The organism is Stenotrophomonas sp. Ste96 (assembly GCF_024519495.1).
Taxonomy (GTDB): domain Bacteria; phylum Pseudomonadota; class Gammaproteobacteria; order Xanthomonadales; family Xanthomonadaceae; genus Stenotrophomonas; species Stenotrophomonas bentonitica_A.
Genome location: NZ_JALJRX010000005.1, coordinates 299,760 through 321,697, shown reverse-complemented (window position 1 = coordinate 321,697; position 21,938 = coordinate 299,760). Strand labels below are relative to the sequence as shown.

Sequence of the window (21,938 nt, the reverse complement as noted above, 5' to 3'; positions counted from 1 at the left end):
GCCGACGTGTCCCTGCAGGAATACCGCCGCAAACGCCGCTTCGACGGCACCCCCGAGCCGGATGCCGAGCGCCGCGGCGCGCCGGCGCGGCGGCCGATCTTCGTGGTGCAGCTGCACCACGCCAGCTCGCGCCATTACGACTTCCGGCTGGAAGCCGATGGCGTGCTCAAGAGCTGGGCGGTGCCGAAAGGCCCCTCGCTGCGCGTTGGTGAAAAACGGCTCGCGGTGGAGGTTGAAGATCACCCGCTGTCCTACGCGACGTTTGCCGGCGATATCCCCAGCGGCCATTACGGCGCCGGGCATGTGGACGTCTACGACCACGGCACCTGGGCCTGCGATGGCGATCCGCTGGAGGCGATCGCGGCCGGCAAGGTGGACTTCGTCCTGCACGGTGAACGGCTCAAGGGCGGCTGGAAACTGGTGCGCACTGCGATGAAGGGCAAGCAGCACCAGTGGCTGCTGATCAAACGCGATGACGAGGAGGCCAGGGATATGGAGGCTGATGATCTGTTGGAGGCACCGCCCAAGGCAGGCAAGCGCGCAAGCGCGAAGAAGGTTGCCGCTGCCAACGCCAGCAAAGCTGCCCCGGCAAGGAAGACCGCGCCGGCCAAGGCCGCGACAGGTAGCCCCGCACGCAAGGCCGAACGCAAGGCGGACGCGCGCTGGTCCAAGCGCGCGCTGGCCCTGCAGGGCGCTCGCGCAACGCCCTACCCGCATGACTTCAAGCCTCAGCTGACCGATCACCGTGCCACCGCACCGGACGGCGAGCAGTGGCTGCACGAGATCAAATGGGACGGTTATCGCCTGCTGGCCGATGTGCGCGATGGCGTGGTGTCGCTGCGCTCGCGCGGCGGGTTGAACTGGACCGACGATTTTCCCGAGGTGGTGCAGGCGATCGAGCGGCTGCCGGTGCGCGATCTACGCCTGGACGGTGAGCTGGTGGTGCTGGATGCGCAGGGCCGCAGTGACTTTACTGCGTTGCAGAAGGTCATCGATGGCACCGCCAAACAGCCGCTGCGCTATGTGGTGTTCGACATGCCCGGCATCGCGGGGGTGGACGTCAGCCGGGTGCCCCTGCTGGAGCGCAAGGCCCTGCTCAAGGACCTGCTGGGCGCCACGCCGGGCACCCTGGCCTACAGCGACCACGTGCGCGACCACGGCCCGGCGGTGTTCGCCGCCAGTGGCGAGGCCGGCTTCGAAGGCATCATCAGCAAGCGGATCGACGCGCCCTACGTCAACGCGCGTTCGCGCGACTGGATCAAGATCAAGCACGAGAACACCGATGAGTTCCTCATCGTCGGCTATACCGAACCGAAGGGATCGCGCAGTGGCTTCGGCTCGCTGCTGATGGCCACCCCGGACAAGCGCGGGCTACGGTATGTCGGCCGCGTCGGCACGGGCTTCGACGATGCCGCGCTGCGCGCGCTGACCAGGCAGCTGACCCCGCTGACGGTGAAGGACGCGGTGGTCGAGCTGCCTGCGCATGTGCCGTTCACCGCACGCAGCGTGCACTGGGTGAAGCCGGTGCTGGTGGCGGAGGTCGCATTCCGTGGATGGGCCAAGGAAGGGTTGCTGCGCCAGGCCAGCTTCAAGCGGCTGCGCGAGGACAAACACGCCAAGGATCTGGGCGCCACAGCTACGGCCGTCTCCCCCACCCCCTCCACTACCGCGGCCTCCGCCACCCCGGCCGGAACGCGCGGGCGAAAGAAGGCAGCTACGGCCGCGCAGGACGAGAGCACGGTGACGATCAGCCATCCCGAGCGCGTGGTGTTCGCCAAGGCGAAAATCACCAAGGGCGAGGTGGCCGACTACTACCGGCGCATGGCGCGCTGGATCCTGCCCGAGGTGGCGCACCGCCCGCTGTCGGTGCTGCGCTGCCCGGACGGGGTGGACACGCCCTGCTTCTTCCAGAAACACCACGGCACCGGCCTGGGCGGTGCGGTCAAGGCGATTCCGCTGGAGCAGAAGAGCGGGCGCGAAGACTACCTCTACATCGAGGAGGTGGAGGGCCTGCTGCAGCTGGTGCAGATGAACACCCTGGAGCTGCATCCCTGGGGCGCCACCGTCGATGACCCCGAACATCCGGACCGGCTGGTGTTCGATCTGGATCCCGGCGAAGGCGTGAACTGGACGCAGATCAAGGCCGCCGCACGCGATGTGCGCGCGCGCCTGCAGGAAGCCGGGCTGGAGAGCTTCGTCCGGCTTTCCGGCGGCAAGGGCGTGCACGTGGTGGTGCCGCTGCAGCCCAAGGCCGACTGGGCGCAGGCCAAGGACTTCTGCGAGGCGTTTGCGCAGGCCATGGCCACCCAGGCACCGGAGCGCTATGTGGCGACGATGAGCAAGGCCAAGCGCGATGGGGTGATCTTCATCGATTGGCTGCGCAATGCGCGCGGCGCCACCAGTGTGAGCTCGTGGTCGCTGCGGGCGCGGCCCGGAGCCGGCGTGGCGGTGCCGCTGCGCTGGGAAGAGCTGGGCCGCATCGCGGCGCCGGACGCCTTCCCGATGGCGAAGGCGCTGCAGCGTGCGGAGCGGCTGAAGCAGGACCCGTGGGAAGGCATCGAGCAGGTGAAGCAGGTGCTGCCCGGCAGCTGATCAGGCGCGCGCTGGCCGGAACCGCGTGCCCACCCACAGGCCCACCAATGCCTGCACAGGCAGCGACACCAGCAGGGTCACCACGAACCAGAACGGGAAATCGCTGCCGAAATCCCAGGCGGTGTAGATCGAGGCGGCCGCGATCACCGCCCACACCACGCCGCCGTGCACACGTGGCCAGGTGGGCGCATAACGGCTGGCGAAGGCGATCGCAGCGATGCCGCTGAGGATCGTCCAGGCCAGGTCCCAGGCCAGCTGCGGCTCGCCGCCCGGCGGAATGCGCAGCAACGGCACCAGCCAGGAACCGAGGCTGTTGACCAGCACCATCACCGCGAACGCGAACACGACGGCCAGCACGGACAGCAGTGGATTCTTCAGGGCGGACCACACAGGCATGGCAGGGGCGTCACGGCGGGAGAGCCGCCATTATGGACGGGTTGCCGCGGCGTGGTTCAGACCCGGCCGGCGGCCTTGAGCTGCGCGAACTCCTCATCGCTGAACAAGCGCGAGCGGACCAGGAAGCGCACGCCCTCGCCGTTCTCCAGCGAGAACATGCCGCCCCGGCCGGGCACCACGTCGATGATCAGCTGGGTGTGCTTCCAGTATTCGAACTGCGCGGGGCTGATGTAGAACGGCGCCCCGCCGATCTCGCCCATGCGCACGTCGCGGTCGCCCACGATGAAATCGCCCTGGGCGAAACACATCGGCGAGGAGCCGTCGCAGCAGCCACCGGACTGATGGAACAGCAGGTCGCCATGGCGGGCCTGCAATGTCTCGATCAGCTGCAGGGCCGGGAGCGTGGCCATTACCTGGAGCGGGAGGTCGGGCATGGTCGGGAATCTCCGGGAGCCGGCCAGCGAGGCCGGCACTACCGTGGAACAGGCGCTGCCGAGGTACGTCGGCAGCGCGCCGTGTGTTTTACGCGTTCATGTCGAGCACCACGCGGCCTTCGATCTTGCCGGCCTGCATGCGCGCGAAGATGTCGTTGATGTTCTCCAGCGAATCGCTGGTGACCGTTGCGGCGACCTTGCCCTGCTCGGCGAATTCCAGCGATTCCTGCAGGTCCAGGCGGGTGCCGACGATCGACCCACGCACGGTGATGCCGTTGAGCACCATGCCGAAGATGTCCAGCGGGAAGTCTCCCGGCGGCAGGCCGTTCAACGAGACCGTACCGCCCCGGCGGACCATGCCCAGTGCCTGCTCGAAGGCCTTTGGCGAGACCGCGGTGACCAGTGCGCCGTGCGCGCCGCCGATCTCCTTCTTCAGGAACGCGGCCGGATCGGTATTGCGCGCGTTGACGGTGATCGTCGCGCCCAGCCGCTCGGCCAGCGCCAGCTTGCCGTCATCGATATCCACCGCGGCCACGTTCAGGCCCATCGCCTTGGCGTACTGCACGGCCATGTGGCCGAGCCCGCCGATGCCGGAGATCACCACCCACTGGCCGGGCTTGGTATCGGTGACCTTCAGGCCTTTGTAGACGGTGACGCCGGCACACAGGATCGGCGCGACCTCGATGAAGCCCACGCCCTTCGGCAGCAGGCCGACATAGGCCGCATTGGCCAGCGCATATTCGGCGAAGCCACCGTTCACCGAGTAGCCGGTGTTCTGCTGCGCTTCGCACAGGGTTTCCCAGCCGCCCAGGCAGTGCTCGCAGTAGCCGCACGCCGAATACAGCCACGGGATGCCGACGCGGTCGCCCTCGCGGATGTGGCTGACACCCGCACCCACCGCCACCACGTGGCCGACCCCTTCATGGCCGGGAATGAAGGGCGGGTTGGGCTTGACCGGCCAGTCACCATCCACCGCATGCAGGTCGGTGTGGCACACGCCACAGGCTTCGATCTTCACCAGGATGTCGCCGGGCCCCGGACGTGGCACCTCGACTTCCTCGATGCGCAACGGCTTTCCGAATTCGCGGACGACAGCGGCCTTCATGGTCTTGTTCATGCGTGGATCTCCGTGGATTGCCAATGACAGCACTGTGGCGCCGGCCGCATGCCGGCGCCTTGATCGGGATCAAGCCCGGCGCGGGCTCAGAAGAAGCCCAGCTTCTTGGGCGAATAGCTGACCAGCAGGTTCTTGGTCTGCTGGTAGTGGTCGAGCATCATCTTGTGGTTCTCGCGGCCGATGCCCGACTGCTTGTAGCCGCCGAACGCGGCATGTGCCGGATAGGCGTGGTAGCAGTTGGTCCACACGCGTCCGGCCTGGATGCCACGGCCCATGCGGTACAGGCGCGACGCATCGCGGCTCCACACGCCGGCGCCGAGGCCGTACAGGGTGTCGTTGGCGAGCTCCAGCGCTTCCTCCTCGGTCTTGAACGTGGTCACCGAAACCACCGGCCCGAAGATCTCTTCCTGGAACACGCGCATCTTGTTGTGGCCCTTGAACACGGTGGGCTTCACGTAGAAGCCGCCGGCCAGGTCGCCGTCCAGCTTGGCCTGCTCACCGCCGATCAACACCTCGGCACCCTCCTGCTTGCCGATGTCGAAGTAGGAGAGGATTTTCTCCAGCTGCTCGGAGGAGGCCTGCGCACCGACCATGGTGTTGGGATCGAGCGGATTGCCCTGCTTGATCGCGGCCACGCGCTTGAGCGCGCGTTCCATGAATTTCTCGTAGATCGATTCCTGGATCAGCGCGCGCGACGGGCAGGTACACACCTCGCCCTGGTTGAAGGCGAACAGCACGAAGCCTTCGATGGCCTTGTCGAGGAAGTCGTCATCCTCGGCCATGACATCGGCGAAGAAGATGTTCGGGGATTTGCCGCCCAGCTCCAGCGTCACCGGGATCAGGTTCTGGCTGGCGTACTGCATGATCAGCCGGCCGGTGGTGGTCTCGCCGGTGAAGGCGATCTTGGCGATGCGCGGGTTGGACGCCAGCGGCTTGCCCGCCTCCACACCGAAGCCATTGACCACGTTGAGCACGCCCTTGGGCAGCAGATCGCCGATCACCTCCATCAGCACCAGGATCGAAGCCGGGGTCTGCTCGGCCGGCTTGAGCACCACGCAGTTGCCGGCGGCCAGGGCCGGGGCCAGCTTCCAGGCGGCCATCAGCATCGGGAAGTTCCACGGGATGATCTGCCCGACCACGCCGAGCGGCTCGTGGAAGTGGTAGGCGATGGTGTCCTTGTCGATCTCCGACAGGCTGCCTTCCTGCGCGCGCACGGCACCGGCGAAGTAGCGGAAGTGGTCGGCCATCAGCGGCACGTCGGCGTTGAGCGTTTCGCGGATCGGCTTGCCGTTGTCCCAGGTCTCGGCATGCGCGAGCAGTTCGAGGTTTTCCTCGATGCGGTCGGCGATCCTGTTGAGGATATTGGCGCGTTCGGTGGTCGAGGTCTCGGCCCAGGCGGCCTTGGCCGCGTGGGCAGCGTCGAGCGCCGCTTCGATGTCCTCGGCGTTGGAACGGGCGACCTCGGTGAACACCTTGCCGGTCACCGGGGTGGTGTTTTCAAAGTACTGGCCGCTGCGCGGCGCCACCCATTCCCCGCCGATGTAGTTGCCGTAGCGCGGCTTGAAGATGGACTGCGGATCGGTGGCGTGCGGCTTGGCGGACGTGACGGCATTCATGGGTGCATCTCCGGATGGCAGTGGACAGGCCCGGTAAGGGGTCTGTTCCATGGCGCAAGGACGATGCCAGGTTCGGTGTGGTGCAGTGCGGCATGGCGCTACGCGGCGCACGGACTGGAGAGGGCCACTGAAACTGATGCAGTGCACCACGGCCGGTCATTGCGCGGTAACCCCGGGTGTGGTGTTTATCGGAACAGGCCCCGCTACAACTGTCGCAGATTGCGACACTGGAGAACCCAGGTGTCCCAGCTTCCGCTCCAGCACCGTGTCGGCAATGCGCGCCGCTCGTTCTTCGAACGTGGCGCGGCACCGGTCGGTATCGTGCCCGACACCATCCTGCAGTCCTGGCAACGCTGCCAGCGCGGTGGGCTCTCGGTGGATGCGCAGCCGGAGGTCGAGCCGCTGCCGGACGCGCGCCTGCGCGAACTGCGGCAGCGCCAGGAAACGCTGTGGCGGCTGGCGCGCCCGGAGCTGGATGGCCTGGCCGCCGACATCGCCGCGACCGGCAGCATCGCGCTGCTGACCGATGAAGCCGGCTGGATCCTGGATGCCGAGGGCAACCCGGCGTTTCTGGACAAGGCCGGGCGCGTGGCGCTGATGCCCGGCGTGCGCTGGGATGAAACCACGGTGGGCACCAATGCGATCGGCACCGCGATCGTCGAAGGCCGCTCGGTGGAGGTGCGCGGTGGCGAGCACTACTTCGCCCCACACGCGATCCTGACCTGTTCGGCGACGCCGATCTTCGATCCCTACGGGCAGCGCGTGGGGGTACTGGATATCTCCGGTGATGCGCGCCAGCAGCACCTGCATGCCCGCGTCCTGGCGCGGCAGGCGGTGGCGCACATCGAACACCGTTACTTCGAGGCAGGGCTGGGCGACTGCGAGGTGGTCCGCCTGCATCACGACGCCGGGCTGCTCGGCACCGCGCGCGAAGGCGTGCTGGGCTTCCGCAATGGCCGCCTGGTGGCCGCCAACCGTGCCGGGCTGGCCCTGTTCGGCCTGGACCACGGCGACATCGGCAGGGCGCCCTACGAGGCGTTGTTCGATGGCCCGCTGTCGCGGCTGCACGATGATGGCGCGCTGGTCGACCGCCAGGGACGCGCGCTGTATGGCCACGTGAGCCCGTCCGGTGGCGCCACGGTACGCTCGCCACTGCCCGCGCGGCCGACCCCCGCGGCACCCGCGCGCGCCGCCGCAGCTGCGGTGCGGGTGGACGCCACGCCGCTGTTCGATGCGGCCCAGCACCGGGTGCTCGAGCGCGCCTGCCGCGTGCTGGATGCGCAGCTGCCGGTGCTGCTGCAGGGGGAGACCGGTACCGGCAAGGAAGTCTTCGCGCGTGAGCTGCACCGGCGCAGTACGCGTGCCGACAAGCCGTTCGTGGCGGTCAACTGCGCGGCGCTGCCGGAAGGCCTGATCGAAGCCGAGCTGTTCGGCTACGAGGAAGGTGCCTTCACCGGCGCGCGCAAGAGCGGCAACACCGGCCTGCTGCGCCAGGCCCAGGGCGGGGTGCTGTTCCTCGATGAGATCGGCGACATGCCGCTGGCGCTGCAGCCGCGGCTGCTGCGCGTGCTGCAGGAGCGCACCCTGTCACCACTGGGCGGCGGCAAGCCGGTGCAGCTGGATTTCGCCTTGATCTGCGCCACCCACCGCGATCTGGACCAGGCGATGGCCGCCGGTGACTTCCGCAGCGATCTCTACTACCGCATCGCCGATCACAGCGTGCGCCTGCCGGCGCTGCGCGAGCATGCCGAGCGTGCAGCGCTGGTGCGCGGCCTGTGGCAGCGGCTGGGCCAGGGCCGCGAACTGGAGACCCCAGCCCTGGAGGCGCTGGCTGGATACACCTGGCCGGGCAATGTGCGGCAGCTGTGTTCCTGCCTGCGCACGCTGGTGGCGCTGAGCGATCCGGGTGACGTGATCCGGCACGGCATGCTGCCGGCCTATCTGCAGGCGGCGCCTGCGCCGGTGATGCCGTCCACGGCCGAGGGCCTGGAGGCGATGACCGAAACCGCCATGCGCGATGCGCTGCGTGCCAGCCATGGCAATGTCGCCCAGGCCGCGCGCGCGCTGGGCATCAGTCGCAGCACCCTGTATCGCCGCGTCGGGGCGACGGCCCGCCGCCACTGAGGCGGCAGGCCTTGCGGGCTCAGCCGACCAGCGCGGCCGAATCGCGCGCGAGCTGCTCGATGCCGGCCCAGTCCCTGGCCTGCAGCAGCGCCCGCGTGGTGAGCCACGAACCGCCCACGCACAGCACGTTGGGCAGATGCAGGAAATCGCGCGCGGTCTGCGCGCTGATGCCGCCGGTCGGGCAGAACCGCACATCGCCGAACGGGCCGTTCCATGCCGAGAGCATGGCCGCGCCGCCGGCCTGCACCGCCGGGAAGAACTTGAAGGTATCCAGACCCTGCTCCAGGCCGAGCATCAGCTCCGACGAGGTCGCCACGCCCGGCAGGAACGGCAGATCGGTATCGCGCGCGGCGGCGTACAGGCGCGGGGTCGCGCCCGGCGATACCGCAAAGCGCCCGCCCACCTGCTTGACCTTCTCCATCTGCGCGGCCGTCAACACGGTACCGGCGCCGACCACGGCATCGGGCACGGCCTCGACCATCGCCTGGATCGCCTCCATCGCCATCGGCGTGCGCAGCGTCACTTCGATCACCGGCAGGCCGCCGTTGAACAGGGCACGCGCGACCTCGACCGCATCCTCGACATTTTCCGGGGTGAACACCGGAATCACCGGGGCCAGTTTCAGGACTGCGCGTACGCGCGGATCAGCGCCGGACATCGAATCGCTCCTCGCCCGTGAGGGCCATGATGTCAGCCTCGCTGACAGGGTTGAAATCGCCGGGGATGGAATGCTTCAGGCAGCCTGCGGCCAGGCCGAAGCGCACGATCATGTCCGGCGCGAAGCCGCGCATCATGCCATGCAGGATGCCGGCGGCGAAGGCATCGCCACCGCCGATGCGGTCCACGATGCCGATCATCTCGCGGGTGGGTGCCACGGCGCGGGTGCCATCGCGGCCGATCAGCATCGCCCCGAGCGAATGGGTGTCCACACTGTGCGGGGTGCGCTGGGTGCAGGCCATCCACTGCAGCCGCGGGAAGGCCGCGAAGGCCTGTGCGGCGGCTGCATCGACCCGCTCGTGCACATCGGCCTGCCCGAATTCACCCCCGAGCACCACCCCGATATCGCGGTAGTCCGCGAAGACCAGATCGGCGCAGGCGAACAGCTCGCGCAGGATGCCGGGTGCATCACCCTGCCAGCGCGCCCACAGCGACGGGCGGAAGTTGCCATCGAAGGACACCTTCACGCCCCGCGCGCACGCCGCACGCGCGGCGGCCAGCGTGGCCTGGGCCATGGCCGGGTTGAGCGCCGGGCTGACCCCGGACAGGTGCAGCCAGTCGGCACCGGTCAACAGCGTGTCCCAGTCGTAGTCGGCGGCGCTGCTGTTGGCGAAGGCCGAATCGGCGCGGTCGTAGACCACTTCGCTGGCACGCTGCACGGCGCCGGTGGTCAGGAAGTACAGGCCCATGCGGCCCTCGGTGCGGCGCACCGCTGCGGTGTCCACCCCGTGCCGGCGCAGTTCGCCCACGGCGTACTCGCCCAGCGGGTTGGCCGGCACCGTGCTGACCGCGGCCACTGCATGCCCCAGATGGGCCAGAGAGACACCGACATTGGCCTCCGCACCCCCGGCGTGCACGGCCAGCTGCGGGCTCTGCAGCAACAGCTCCCGGCCGGGCGCGCTCATGCGCAACAACAACTCTCCGAAACAGACAACACGACTCATGGTTCTGGATCCTTGTGAGGGCCGCGGCCGCCACGCAGGCGCCCGACAGCAATGGCTAGCGGTGTCATTCTAGCGATGGACGCCGCCCCGTCCACCTGTCCCGAATGTCGGAACCATTGTCCTGCAAGCGTCTGCGGGACATTGAAAGTCTGCTGCGGTGCAAGATGCCGGATCAGTAACGGGCTGTTAACGTCCGCCCTGACCAGCGGTGTCATTGCACTGACATGTCGTTGGATAGCTGTTTCATGTAGCACCTTGGGAGAGGGAAAACATGCAAGTCCAGAACACGCAGAAAAAGACACCGGTTACCTTGCTCGCATTGTCGATCGGCCTGGCGCTGAGTGGTACCGCGCTGGCCCAGGATGCGGGGACCAACCCCACCGATCTGGATACCGTCGTCGTCACCGGCTACCGCGCCAGTGTCGAGAAGGCGCTGGACATCAAGCGCGGCGAAGCCGGCGTGGTCGACGCCATCGTCGCCGAGGATATCGGCAAGTTCCCCGATCTGAACCTGGCCGAGTCGCTGCAGCGCATCCCGGGCGTGGTCATCACCCGTGAGGCCGGCGAAGGCCGCAACATCTCCGTGCGTGGCCTGGGCCCGGACTTCACCCGTGTGCGCATCAACGGCATGGAAGCGCTGACCACGGTCGGTGCCGGTGACCAGAGTGGCGGCACCAACCGCGGCCGCGGCTTCGACTTCAACGTGTTCGCCTCGGACCTGTTCTCGCAGCTGATGGTGCGCAAGACCGCCTCTGCCGACGTCGAGGAAGGCTCGCTGGGGGCCACGGTCGACCTGCGCACCGCGCGCCCGTTCGACTATGACGGCTTCACCTTTGCCGCCAGCGGCCAGGCCGGTTACAACGCGATGGCCGAAAAAGCCGACCCGCGCATGGCCGCACTGATTTCCAACACCTTCGCCGACGGCACCTTCGGTGCGTTGCTGTCGGTGGCCTATTCCGAGCGCCAGGCGCTGGAAGAAGGCTCCAACACCGGCCGCTGGGCCAACGGCCCGAGCAACGGCAACTTCAACGCGGCCTCGCCGTTCGCCGCCGCCCGTTCGGCCGACGTCTACCACCCGCGCTTCCCGCGCTACGTGCAGATGGAGCATGAGCAGAAGCGCCTGGGCGTGACCGGCACCCTGCAGTGGAAGCCGAGCGATGCCACCGAGTTCTCGCTGGATGCGCTGTATTCCAAGATCGATGCGACCCGCGACGAGCACTACATCGAAGCGATCTCCTTCAGCCGTGGCACCAGCACCACGCCGCGCCTGGTCGGCAAGCCGGCGATGATCGTCAAGAACGGCGTGATCGAGAACAACGCACTGGTCTACGGTGAGTTCGACAACGTCGACATCCGTACCGAAAACCGCCATGACGAGTGGAGCACCGAGTTCAAGCAGCTCAGCCTCAATGGCCAGCACCGCTTCGGCGATGACTTCACCTTGTCCGGCAAGGTCGGCATCTCGCGCTCCAAGCACGAGAACCCGGTCCAGACCACGATCATCATGGACAAGTACGACGTCGACAATTACAGCTACGACTACCGGGGCAACAGCCGGTTCCCGACGCTGAACTACGGCATCGACCCGACCAACCCGGCGGGCTGGGAACTGGCGGAAATCCGCCTGCGCCCGCAGTACGTGGACAATGACTTCGATACCGGCCAGCTCGACTTCAACTGGAACATCAGCCCGGGCTTCCGCCTGAAGGGCGGCGTGCTGGCCAAGGACTACACCTTCAAGACCACCGAACTGCGCCGTGCCAGCGAACTGGCCGTGCCCAACTTCGCCGATGGCACCAAGATCGTGCCGGTGGACATGACCGAGCAGGCCGGCCTGAAGGGCATCAACGGCAGCCCGTCCAACTGGGTGGTGCCGGACCTGAACGCGATTGCCGATCAGTTCGACATCTACAGCAACAGCGGCATCTTCGCCGTCGCCCCGCGCGCCAACAACGTGCGCAGCGTCGAAGAGAAGGACCGTGGTGCCTACCTGATGGGCGAGTTCTCCACCGAACTGGGCAGCCTGCCGCTGTCGGGCAACGTCGGTGTGCGCTACGTGCGCACCAAGCAGAGCTCCACCGGCCTGTCCACGCTGGCCACCGGTACGGTCTCCACCACCGAGAACCGCACCTACAACGACACCCTGCCCTCGTTCAACCTGGTGGCTGAAGTCACCCCGGACTTCCTGATCCGCCTCGGCGCGGCCAAGGTGATGAGCCGCCCGGGCCTGGGCAGCCTGACGCCGGGCGCAACGGTGGCCGTGGCCGGTGGTGCGCGCACCATCTCCAGCGGCAACCCGGACCTGGAGCCGATCCGCGCGACCAACGTCGACCTCGGCTTCGAGTGGTACTTCGCCGAAGGCGCGATGGCCGGCATCGGGCTGTTCTACAAGGACATCGAGAGCTTCGTGCAGACCACCCGCGAAGTGCGTCCGTACTCCGACAGCGGCCTGCCCGCCTCGCTGCTGATCGGCACCGGTGCCTCGCCCGCCGATGACTTCACCTACAGCCGCCCGGTCAACACCCCGGGCGGTGAACTGCACGGCGTGGAAGCCAACTACACCCAGCCGTTCACCTTCCTGCCAGGCAAGTGGTCCAACCTGGGCGTGCAGTTGAACTACACCTGGGTGGAATCGCAGATCCAGTACCTCAACGCGGCCGGCCAGCCGGTGATGAAGACCGACCTGACCGGCCTGTCCAAGTCGTCCTGGAACGCCACGCTGTTCTACGAAGGCAAGGTCTTCTCCGGCCGCGTCTCGGCAACCAACCGCGATGACTACCTGACCCAGGCACCGGGTACGGAAACCGGCTTCAACCTCGACGGTTACCACGGCATGACCGGCACCACCGTCATCGATGCCTCGATCCGCTACACGATCAGCGACCAGCTCGAACTGAGCCTGGAAGGCATCAACCTGACCAACGAAGCTTCCGACGAGTGGGTCTACTCGCCGGCCACCGGTCGCCTGCCGCTGCAGTACACCGAAACCGGCCGCCAGTTCCTGCTCGGCGTGCGCTACAAGTTCTGATTCAACGGCAGTACCCGCCGGCGGCGTGAGTGATCACGCCGCCGGCTGCGCGCGCGCCGCCATCGTTGCCATCCCACGACTCTCTCCAGCGAATGCACGCTGCTGCGGCGCAAGATGCCGCCGCGTGAAGGGTTTGTTACGTTTCGGATGACCAGCGGTGTCACCGCGGCAATGCGCGCTGGACGCTCCGGGGGAGGCCGGACGTCATGACTCATCAACATCACGGTCGCATGGCGGCGAACCCTGGGAGGGGCTTACACACGATGGAACGACTCGACACCCGTAAAAAGACACCGGTTACCTTGCTCGCGGTATCGATCGCCTTCGCGCTGCAGGGCGTGGCTGGCATCGCCGCGGCACAGGAGACGCCGGAACAGGCCGCGTCACTCAACGCGGTCGATCTGGACAAGGTGGAGGTCAAGGCGACCTACCGCGAAAGCCTGCAGCAGTCGCTGGATGAAAAGCGCTACAGCGTCGAGCAGGTCGATGCGATCTACGCCGAAGACATCGGCAAGTTCCCGGATCTGAACCTGGCCGAGTCGATGCAGCGCATCGCCGGCGTCTCGATCGACCGTGAAGGCGGCGAAGGCCAGCAGATCTCCGTGCGCGGCCTGGGCTCGGACTTCACCCGCGTGCGCATTAACGGCCTGGAAGCGCTGTCCACCGCAGGCAGCGGCACCACCGGGGTCAACCGCAGCCGCGGCTTCGACTTCAATACCTTCGCCTCGGAGCTGTTCAGCCGGGTCAAGATCAACAAGACCCAGTCGGCGCAGACCGATGAGGGCTCGCTCGGCGCCACCGTCGATCTTCGCGGCTCGCGCCCGTTCGATTTCGAGGGCTTCCAGGCCTCGCTCGGCGGCCAGTACGGCTTCAACGAGCTCTCCAGGAACAAGGACCCGCGCATCTCCGGGCTGATCAGCAACACCTGGGCCGACGGCCGGGTCGGCGCGCTGATGTCGGTGGCCTACAGCAAGCGCACCATCTTCGAAGAAGGCTACAACCCGGTCCGCTGGGAGCACGGCAACTACCGCAACTCCAACCAGAGCACCGCGGCCAACAACGGCACCTACGGCTTCTGCAGCCCGGCCGGCTACGACCCGCAGACCCCACGCAACCCGCTGGCCAATGAAACCGCCGCCGGTGTCGGCAGCGCCGCCAACCAGGCGCGCAGCAACGGCTGGGGCAGCTACGGCATTGATGCGACCCACTGCGGCCCCGGCCTGGATCGCCCTGCGGCGACGGCGGAGAACATCGCCGCCTACGAGACCGCGACCAACGCCTGGATCCCGCGTTACCCGCGCTACATCCGCACCGAGCACGAGATCGAACGCCTGGGTGTCACCGGCGCAGTGCAGTTCAAGGTCAGCGACGACACGCAGCTGAACCTGGACATGCTGTACTCCAAGCTCGACAAGAACGTGCGCGAAGACTCCATCGGCGCCAACCTGCATCGCACCGCGCAGTACGGCGGCAAGACCCAGATCGTGGTCCGCGAGGCGCAGGCCGATGAGCAGAACCGCCTGACCTACGGCGTGTTCGACAACGTCGACTTCCGCACCGAATCCACCGCCATCGAAGAAAGCACCGAGTTCAAGCAGTTCAGCCTGAACCTGGAGCATCGCTTCAACGATGCGGTGCGCCTGGATGCCGTGGTCGGCCACTCCGAGTCGAACTATGAGCGGCCGGTCTTCTCGATGGTCAGCTTCGACAACAGCAACCTGGATGGCTTCGTGCTGGACATGCGCAACGGCAAGGTGCCGGCGATGTCCTTCCCGTTCGATCTCAACGCCGTGGACAACTGGAAGTGGCTCGGCTACGGCAGCACGCCGGTCAACGCCAACGGCACCGCGCGTGGCGGCAACATCAGCGAAGTGCGCTTGAATCCGCAGTACGTCGACAACGCCTTCGACACGGCCAAGGTCGATCTGACCTTCGATATCAGCCCCACCTTCACCCTGCGCGGCGGTCTGGCCTACAAGGACTACGACATGAGCACGCAGGAGTTCCGCAACATCAGTTACGGGCGCCTGTCGCAGGCACTGCCGGCCGGCGTCACCGTGGGTGACCTGAGCGATACGCTGAGCGGCTTCGGCAAGGGCATGGACGGCAACCTGCCCAACAGCTGGCTGGTGCCGGACTTCAACCAGATCGCCAAGCTGCTGGATATCTACTGCAACTGCGACACCGGTACCCTCGGCGGCGACTACCGCCTGGCCAGCGTGGGCCACTTCGGCGCGTCCAACAACAACTTCGACGTCAACGAGAAGAGCTACGGCAGCTACCTGCAGCTCGACTTCAACACCGACCTGCTGGGCCGCGCGTTCCGTGGCAACCTCGGCGTGCGCTATGTGCAGACGCGGATCACCGCCGATGGCTATGCGCCGTGCACCGCAGCCAATGCGACGGACCTGTCTTCGGCCTGCGCGCCGTTCTTCGGCGTGGCCAGCGCCACCGCCGATCCCGGCGAGCGCCTGCAGGTCGCCACCCGGGTCGGCCACAAGTACGACGACTGGCTGCCCTCGCTGAACCTGGCCTGGGACCTGAGCGACACCTTCGTGCTGCGCTTCGGCGCGGCCAAGACCATGGCCCGCCCGACCCTGTCCAACCTGTCGCCGAGCGTCAGCGGGGGACCCACCGCGTACTTCGATGACGACCGCAGCTACTCGATCAACCTCGGCAACCCCAAGCTGGACCCGTTCCGCTCGACCAACTACGACCTGAGCGCGGAGTGGTACTTCGAGGAAGGGGCCCTGCTGTCGGCGGCGCTGTTCTACAAGGACATCGACAGCTACGTGCAGCGCACGCGCCTGCTCACCACCTGGGCGGACATGGGCTACTCGCTGGACCTGCTGCCGACCGGCTTCAGCCCGGACACCGTGTTCAACGTGCAGAGCTACTTCAACACCCCGGGCGGCCCGCTCAAGGGCTATGAAGTGTCCTACCAGCAGCCTTTCAGCTTCCTGCCCGGCTTCTGGAAGAACTTCGGCGTGCAGCTGAACTACACGCACGTCGAGTCGAAGATCAAGTACATGTTCAGCTCGGGCACCGGCAGCACGATCGTCACCACCTACACCGAGAACGACCTGCTGAATCTCTCGCCGAACTCGTACAACGCCACCCTGTACTACGACGACGGCCGCTTCAGCGCCCGCGTCTCCACCAGCTACCGCGACGCGTACATCAGCACGATCCTCTCGCAGGAGAACGTGTGGGACCTGGACGGCAACCAGTTCGCCACCGCCGACGTGCAGGGCAAGTACAGCGTGGAGAACGTGGACTTCAACATGTCCTACAAGGTCAACAAGAACCTCTCGCTGACCTTCGAGGCGATCAACCTGCTTGACACCGCCGACGAGCGCTACGTCGATTCAGCGCTGTCGCTGCCGGATCGCTACACCCATACGGGCCGCCAGTACTACCTCGGCCTGCGTTACAAGTTCTGACCGTGCTGCGTCTTCCGCCACAGGTATCGCGCCCGCTTGCATCCTTCTCTCCGGGATGGCGGGCGCGGTGCCGGGGCGGGAGGCCACCGTGAGCGGCTGACCCCCGCTGCTGGTTCCGCTGTACTGTTTCTGCTGTCGAAAGGAAGGTCTCATGCATCGCGTTGTCGCCGCCTCGATCCGCCCCTCCCGCCTGTCCGCCAGCCTGCTGGCGCTGCTGCTTGCGGGCAGTGGCACCGCCTGGGCGCAGACCGCGCCCCAGCTGCTGTTCCACGTGTCGGCCGACCAGGGCCTGCAGGCCGATACCGCCGCGGGCGACCCGGTCCCCAACTTCGTGGACAAGGTGAAGCGGGTGCCCGACGGGGCGCATGGCAGTGCGATCGAATGGGCCGATGACGGCGTGCTGTCGTGGAATGCCCCCGGCAACATCCAGGCCCAACGGGGCACGCTGGGCTTCTTCTGGCGTTCGCGCTACGCGGTGGGTGAAGCACCGTTCGTGATCTTCCGGGTTGGTTATGCCGACCACAGCAGCTGGGACATGGCCTGGCTGCGCATCGACTGGAACGGCCACGGCTTCGATGCCTTTGTCACCGATGCCAACCTGGCGCGCACCCGCGTGTCGTTCAAGCTCGACCAGAACCCTTCGCCGCAGCAGTGGCAGCACATCGCCTTCGGCTGGGACGAAAACCACGGCGTGCGCCTGTACGTGGACGGCAAAGAGGTTGCCCGCCAGGAGACCACCGCCGACTACGACGCCGCACTCGATCAGCTCGGCCTGGCCGGACGCGTGATGGCGCCCTACCAGGTGCAGAGCCGTTACAACTTCCTGCGTGGCAGCGACGTCGACGAGATCCGCGTCTACGACCGCCTGCTCGATCCGGCCGGCATGGCCGCACTGGCCCGGAATGCTGCCCCGACCACGGCCGTGGCCGCGCCTGACCCGATGCGCGCCTGGCGCCATCGCCATGGGTGGGACGCAGCGCCGCCGCCGGCGCTGACCGCGCCGACCACCACGATCCGCAAGATCGAATTCGCCGATACCAAGGACCACAAGCAGTGGATGTGGAAGGCGACCGACGGCATCGCCGAGACCACCTGGCCGGGCGTCTACAACCGCTCGCGGCTGGCCGGGCGCGATGATTACTTCCAGCTGCCGGACTGGAACACCTATGTCGAGGGTGGCCAGCAGCTCGACCTGACCCTGCCGGCCGGTGAAACCGTCAACCGCATCGAAGTGCGCGGTGCAGCGTTTGGCGGGCTCAGCCACAGCGTGGACGGCCAGCCGGCGCAGACCCTGTTCCAGCGCCCGCAGGGCGTGGTCCGCAGCGTCAACAGCATTCCAGCCCAGGACGGCGGCGTGCTGCACTTCCGCAATACCGCGCAGGAAACCCCGATCCAGGAAATCTGGGCCTACCAGGTGAGCGATGCCGCCGAGCCGGAGGGTACGGTCAAGCAGCGCTACCTGATCGACAGCCAGGCGCTGCCGGATTACACCAACATCGCCGCACTGCGCGAGTACATCGACGGCCGCTACCCGGCGGCCGAACGCAGCACGGTGATGGCGCTGCCCAAGGGCGCCGGCTCGCGCAAGCGCACGGCCGACACGCTGCCCGCGCAGCCGCTGCCGATCGTGCACGTGCTGATTCCCTCCGGCGTGAGCGACGCGCCGGCCGCGCAGCCGCTGATCCGCAGCTGGGCACACAGCTGGGAGAACATGCATGACGGCCTGGATGGCATCGCCATCGATCTGCCCAAGCTGGATCTGCCGGCCACGCAGGACGGCCTGATCCCGCTCAACATCCGCATCAAGGATCCGATCTGGCCGGCGCGCGACATGATCGACGTGTCGGTCTCGGTCAAGCCGGGCCAGAAGCGCACCCTGTGGCTGGACCTGCGCGATCGCATCCTGACCGCCGACAGCCTGTGGATCTCCATCGCCTCTGCCGCGCCCGGCTTCAACGCGACCTCGCTGGATGGGGCGGAAATCCGCATGGTCTACAAGGACCGCGAGGAGGCGAAGAAAGAACACATCGCCGACCGCTTCAACCAGGTACGCGACAACTGGGGCTTCCTGGTCGAAGAGCACACCACCTCCAAGCGCCAGCGCCTGTACGCGCGCGTCTATGCCGACCTCAGCGATCTGCTGCGGGTCGATCCGGACCACGAACTGGGCCGTCTGTACTGGAACTACATCAGCTACAACAGCCAGGGCAAACCGCCGTTCACCCAGCCCGATGCGCCCAAGGGCGTACCGCTGTGGGCCTTCCGCCAGACCGAAGACCTCAAGTACGTACGCCGCTTCATCGACTGGTGGATCGACAACCGCCAGATCGCCTATGGCGACTTCGGCGGCGGCATCTCCGACGACTCCGACCTGACCCAGCAGTGGCCTGGGCTGGCGCTGATGGGCGTGCAGCCGGACAAGCTCAACGCCTCGCTGACCGCACTGTCCGACGCGGTGTACCGCAATGGCATGTTCAGCAATGGCTTGAGCACCATCGAGACCGACGAGCTGCATGCCTACGAGGAAGGCATCAACACCAACAGCGCGATGCTCTACCTCAACTGGGGCGATCCGCTCACCGTCGAGCGCCTGATGGAAACGGTGAAGGCCTTCGATGAACGCATCATCCTGCCCAATCCGCAGGGGCATCTGCTGTTCTCCAGCAACTGGTTCGGCGGCAACAAGGTCTACCGCGAGCCGAACTGGCAGTGGCAGAAACCGTACTCCTTCCCGGTGCTGCACCCGGCGTTCCTGATCGGCCAGTACAACGCCGATCCGACCGGTCGCAAGCTGGTCACCGGCCTGGCCGATGGTTACCTGGCCCACGCCTACACCGACGACAAGGGGCGCTGGGCGCTGCCGAACGAGATCCACTGGGCGACCGGCAAGACCCGCGGCGGCGAGCTCAACAACGGCTCGGGCAGCGGCGACATCATGCATACCTTCTGGGCGGCATGGCGCTGGACCGGCGATGACAAGTACCTCAAGGCGCTGGACTACCGCGTCGAGCGCGGTGGGCCGGGCGCGCTGTCCAACCTGGGCGAGAACTACGTCGAAGCGCTGGGCCGCGGTGCCGAGTGGAACCCGCGCTTCATCAGCGATGCCGACGGTGGCAACACCGGCTTCTCCAGTCTGATGGCGTGGCAGGCCACCGGCGACAAGAAGTACCTGGAGGCATTGCACGCTGATGGCATCCAGGCCAAGGCCCAGCGCGAGTACATGAACACCGAAGGCCACTGGTGGTCCGACCGTGTCGAGGCGCCGAGCGAGTTCCTGCAGCGCGCGCGGTTGGGCGGTATCGCGCTCAAGCGCAACCAGAGCTGGCCCGGCCACACCGTGAGCTGGCGCTTTGCCCAGCCGGACGCGGCCGAGCAGGTCGCGCTGCTGGTGCATGCGCCCTCGCCGGACCGCTTCAAGGTGATCGCCTACAACCTGGGCACGCGCGCGGTGGATGCCGAGATGAGCACCTGGAATGTCACCGCCGGGCAATGGCGGATGACCAGCGGCGTGGACCGCGACGGCGATGACCGGATCGACGGCAAGGCGACCACGCGCGATCTGGCGCTGGAACGCAGTGCCTCGACCACGCTGCGCTTCGCGCCGGGGCAGAGCCAGGTGTTCGAGTTCGAGCTGGTGCAGGCCGGCACGCCGGTCGAGCAGCGGGCCGACCTCGGCATCGGGCGGGGCGATGTCCGCGTGGAGGGCGGCCAGGTGCAGGTGACCGTGCACAGTCTGGGCCACGTCGCGACCAGCGTGGGCGTGGCGGTGCTGGAAGATGCCAAGGGCCGTGAGCTTGCCCGGGTGGAGATTCCCAGCCTGCCCGCGCCGAGCGATCTGGTGCCGAAAACCACCGCGATCAGCCTGCCGCTGCCGGCGGGGGATCACCGTGGGCTGCGCGTGCGTGTCATGCAGGCCGATGGCGCCGCCGAGGTGACCCAGCGCAACAACCTGGTGGTGCTGGACCGGTAGTGCCATGCCATGCATGGCAGCGACGGATCACAGCGTGACCTGCCCCTCGATGCAGGTCACGCAGTCCCCGCCGATCCACAGTGCTTCGCCCACGCGCTCTACCCGCAGCCGTCCAGCACGGCCCATGGCGGTGCCCTGGCTGATCACATAGCGCTCCGGCGCCTCGCCGGTGCTCAGCAGCCAGCGCGCGATGCCGGCATTGAGGCTGCCGGTGGCCGGGTCCTCCGGTGCGCCGTCACCGGCAATGAAGGCGCGGCTTTCATACTGGGCCTCGTCGCCATCGCTGGCCTGCCACGGCCCGAACACGCCGACCTTCAGCCCCTGCAGCTGGGCGTAGTCCGGCTGGATCGCCAGCACCGCGGCGCGGTCACGCAGGCGCAGGGCGAGCCAGCCGGTACCGTTGTCCGCCCAGCGCGCGTCCACCACGTCCTGCGTTGCCACGCCGAGCCCGCGCCGCACCTGTTCACGCAGGTCCGGCGCCAATGCGTCGCCCCGCAGCAGTGGCGGCGCCAGGAACGCCAGGCCCGCCTCGCTGCGGCGGATCCGCACCAGGCCGATGCCGCACTCCTGCACGATCTCTTCGCCCTTGGGCATGCCGCCATGGGCCAGCCAGGCATGACAGCTGCCCAGGGTGGGATGCCCGGCGAACGGGAGTTCTTCCAGCGTGGTGAAGATGCGCACGCGATAGTCCGCCTGCGGATCGGTAGGCGGCAGCAGGAAGGTGGTCTCGCTCAGGTTGGTCCAGTGCGCGAACGCGGCCATGCGCGCGTCGTCGATGCCTTGGGCCTCCAGAACCACGGCCAGCGGATTGCCGCGCAGGGGATCCCGGCTGAAGACATTGACCTGTTGGAACGGCAGCGTAGGCATGGCGGAACGTCGGTAACCGGGTGGAACGCGCATGATGCGCGCCACCGCGGCGTCGGGTCGAGCGGTGCGCCCGTCGCGCCCTAGGCCGCGTCGGTTTCCATCACCTGCACGCGGCGCTGGTACCAGCCATCGGCCTCGGGTTCGAAGATGGCACTACGGGTCATCTCGCCCTGGTAGACGTGCACCGAGATCGCCAGCTCCGCATCGCTGGTATTGCGGATGGTGTGGTACTCGTGCGGCGGGATCAGGCTGCCGGCGCTGCCACAGTCGCCCACCACGGCTGCTTCGGGGCGGAAGCGGAACCGCTCGCCGTCACGCTCCAGCAGCTGGTACTGGGTGATTTCCAGCTGGCCCAGCCACACGCCCTCCACGCACCACAGCCCGCTGTGGTCATGCAGCGGCGTGCCCTGCCCCGGCCCCCAGCTCATCGCCACGATGCTGTAGCCGTGCACGGGGCTGCGGTACAGCTCGCGGCGCGCGTAGTGGTCCTGGATGGGGCGATGCACGCAGGCCGGCAGCTGGATCCGGCTGTCGGCGATCGCCTCACGCAACGCCGAGCGCAGCGTGGCGGCGATCTGGTGCGCGTGCTCGTGCTGCACCGCATGGTCGACCGCGGCGATCAATCGATCGCGGCCATGGAACGGCGGAAACGGGTTGCATTGGTCTTGCATGCCCCGAGTCTAGGCGATC

The 21,938-nt window shown here is 67.3% G+C and carries 13 protein-coding genes; 5 read left to right on the top strand and 8 right to left on the bottom strand.

Going from position 1 to position 21,938, the window contains the following annotated elements:
- Positions 1–6: 6 nt before the first annotated feature.
- Positions 7–2,592: a DNA ligase D gene (gene ligD / locus OC373_RS14585; RefSeq protein WP_261997915.1), complete on the top strand. Its 2,586-nt coding sequence runs from the start codon at positions 7–9 to the stop codon at positions 2,590–2,592.
- Here ligD and OC373_RS14580 read toward each other — a convergent pair whose 3' ends face one another.
- From OC373_RS14580 to adh, 4 genes are all read right to left on the bottom strand, one after another.
- Positions 2,593–2,988 (bottom strand): hypothetical protein, encoded by a 396-nt coding sequence (locus tag OC373_RS14580; RefSeq protein ID WP_070426299.1) that lies wholly within the window; start codon positions 2,986–2,988, stop codon positions 2,593–2,595. It lies immediately after the preceding gene.
- A 56-nt stretch (positions 2,989–3,044) separates the two neighbouring features.
- Positions 3,045–3,422, bottom strand: a complete 378-nt coding sequence (locus tag OC373_RS14575) for a DUF779 domain-containing protein (RefSeq protein WP_026069918.1) — start codon at positions 3,420–3,422, stop codon at positions 3,045–3,047.
- 88 nt (positions 3,423–3,510) lie between these two features.
- Positions 3,511–4,539 carry an alcohol dehydrogenase AdhP gene (adhP, locus tag OC373_RS14570; RefSeq protein ID WP_070426300.1) on the bottom strand — a complete coding sequence of 343 codons (1,029 nt, stop codon included), beginning with the start codon at positions 4,537–4,539 and terminating at the stop codon, positions 3,511–3,513.
- An 86-nt stretch (positions 4,540–4,625) separates the two neighbouring features.
- Positions 4,626–6,155, bottom strand: a complete 1,530-nt coding sequence (adh, locus tag OC373_RS14565; RefSeq protein ID WP_070426301.1) for an aldehyde dehydrogenase — start codon at positions 6,153–6,155, stop codon at positions 4,626–4,628.
- 240 nt (positions 6,156–6,395) lie between these two features.
- Here adh and OC373_RS14560 point away from each other — a divergent pair, with 240 nt between their 5' ends.
- Positions 6,396–8,279, top strand: coding sequence for a sigma-54-dependent Fis family transcriptional regulator (locus tag OC373_RS14560; protein WP_261997914.1), 1,884 nt, complete (start codon positions 6,396–6,398; stop codon positions 8,277–8,279).
- A gap of 19 nt (positions 8,280–8,298) precedes the next feature.
- Here the strand turns inward: OC373_RS14560 and eda are convergent, their stop codons facing one another.
- Both eda and OC373_RS14550 read right to left on the bottom strand, forming a co-directional pair.
- Positions 8,299–8,937 (bottom strand): bifunctional 4-hydroxy-2-oxoglutarate aldolase/2-dehydro-3-deoxy-phosphogluconate aldolase, encoded by a 639-nt coding sequence (gene eda, locus OC373_RS14555; RefSeq protein ID WP_019184076.1) that lies wholly within the window; start codon positions 8,935–8,937, stop codon positions 8,299–8,301.
- Positions 8,924–9,940 (bottom strand): sugar kinase, encoded by a 1,017-nt coding sequence (locus tag OC373_RS14550; protein WP_083279829.1) that lies wholly within the window; start codon positions 9,938–9,940, stop codon positions 8,924–8,926. The genes eda and OC373_RS14550 overlap by 14 nt, the downstream gene beginning before the upstream one ends.
- A gap of 271 nt (positions 9,941–10,211) precedes the next feature.
- Here OC373_RS14550 and OC373_RS14545 point away from each other — a divergent pair, with 271 nt between their 5' ends.
- The 3 genes from OC373_RS14545 (at position 10,212) to OC373_RS14535 (ending at position 20,381) form a co-directional block, all read left to right on the top strand.
- Positions 10,212–12,968, top strand: coding sequence for a TonB-dependent receptor (locus OC373_RS14545; RefSeq protein WP_070426305.1), 2,757 nt, complete (start codon positions 10,212–10,214; stop codon positions 12,966–12,968).
- 263 nt (positions 12,969–13,231) lie between these two features.
- Positions 13,232–16,411: a TonB-dependent receptor gene (locus tag OC373_RS14540; protein ID WP_261997913.1), complete on the top strand. Its 3,180-nt coding sequence runs from the start codon at positions 13,232–13,234 to the stop codon at positions 16,409–16,411.
- 151 nt (positions 16,412–16,562) lie between these two features.
- Positions 16,563–20,381: a LamG domain-containing protein gene (locus OC373_RS14535; protein ID WP_261997912.1), complete on the top strand. Its 3,819-nt coding sequence runs from the start codon at positions 16,563–16,565 to the stop codon at positions 20,379–20,381.
- Between the two features lie 27 nt (positions 20,382–20,408).
- Here the strand turns inward: OC373_RS14535 and OC373_RS14530 are convergent, their stop codons facing one another.
- Positions 20,409–21,248 carry a PhzF family phenazine biosynthesis protein gene (locus OC373_RS14530; protein WP_070426307.1) on the bottom strand — a complete coding sequence of 280 codons (840 nt, stop codon included), beginning with the start codon at positions 21,246–21,248 and terminating at the stop codon, positions 20,409–20,411.
- Between the two features lie 80 nt (positions 21,249–21,328).
- Positions 21,329–21,919 carry a cysteine dioxygenase family protein gene (locus OC373_RS14525; protein WP_070426308.1) on the bottom strand — a complete coding sequence of 197 codons (591 nt, stop codon included), beginning with the start codon at positions 21,917–21,919 and terminating at the stop codon, positions 21,329–21,331.
- Positions 21,920–21,938: the final 19 nt, after the last annotated feature.

Bases quoted from the DNA above. Each gene is read 5' to 3' on its own strand.
- OC373_RS14580 (WP_070426299.1), bottom strand. From the start codon at position 2,988: ATGCCTGTGTGGTCCGCCCTGAAGAATCCACTGCTGTCCGTGCTGGCC.
- OC373_RS14575 (WP_026069918.1), bottom strand. From the start codon at position 3,422: ATGCCCGACCTCCCGCTCCAGGTAATGGCCACGCTCCCGGCCCTGCAG.
- adhP (WP_070426300.1), bottom strand. From the start codon at position 4,539: ATGAACAAGACCATGAAGGCCGCTGTCGTCCGCGAATTCGGAAAGCCG.
- adh (WP_070426301.1), bottom strand. From the start codon at position 6,155: ATGAATGCCGTCACGTCCGCCAAGCCGCACGCCACCGATCCGCAGTCC.
- eda (WP_019184076.1), bottom strand. From the start codon at position 8,937: ATGTCCGGCGCTGATCCGCGCGTACGCGCAGTCCTGAAACTGGCCCCG.
- OC373_RS14550 (WP_083279829.1), bottom strand. From the start codon at position 9,940: ATGAGTCGTGTTGTCTGTTTCGGAGAGTTGTTGTTGCGCATGAGCGCG.
- OC373_RS14545 (WP_070426305.1), top strand. From the start codon at position 10,212: ATGCAAGTCCAGAACACGCAGAAAAAGACACCGGTTACCTTGCTCGCA.
- OC373_RS14540 (WP_261997913.1), top strand. From the start codon at position 13,232: ATGGAACGACTCGACACCCGTAAAAAGACACCGGTTACCTTGCTCGCG.
- OC373_RS14535 (WP_261997912.1), top strand. From the start codon at position 16,563: ATGCATCGCGTTGTCGCCGCCTCGATCCGCCCCTCCCGCCTGTCCGCC.
- OC373_RS14530 (WP_070426307.1), bottom strand. From the start codon at position 21,248: ATGCCTACGCTGCCGTTCCAACAGGTCAATGTCTTCAGCCGGGATCCC.
- OC373_RS14525 (WP_070426308.1), bottom strand. From the start codon at position 21,919: ATGCAAGACCAATGCAACCCGTTTCCGCCGTTCCATGGCCGCGATCGA.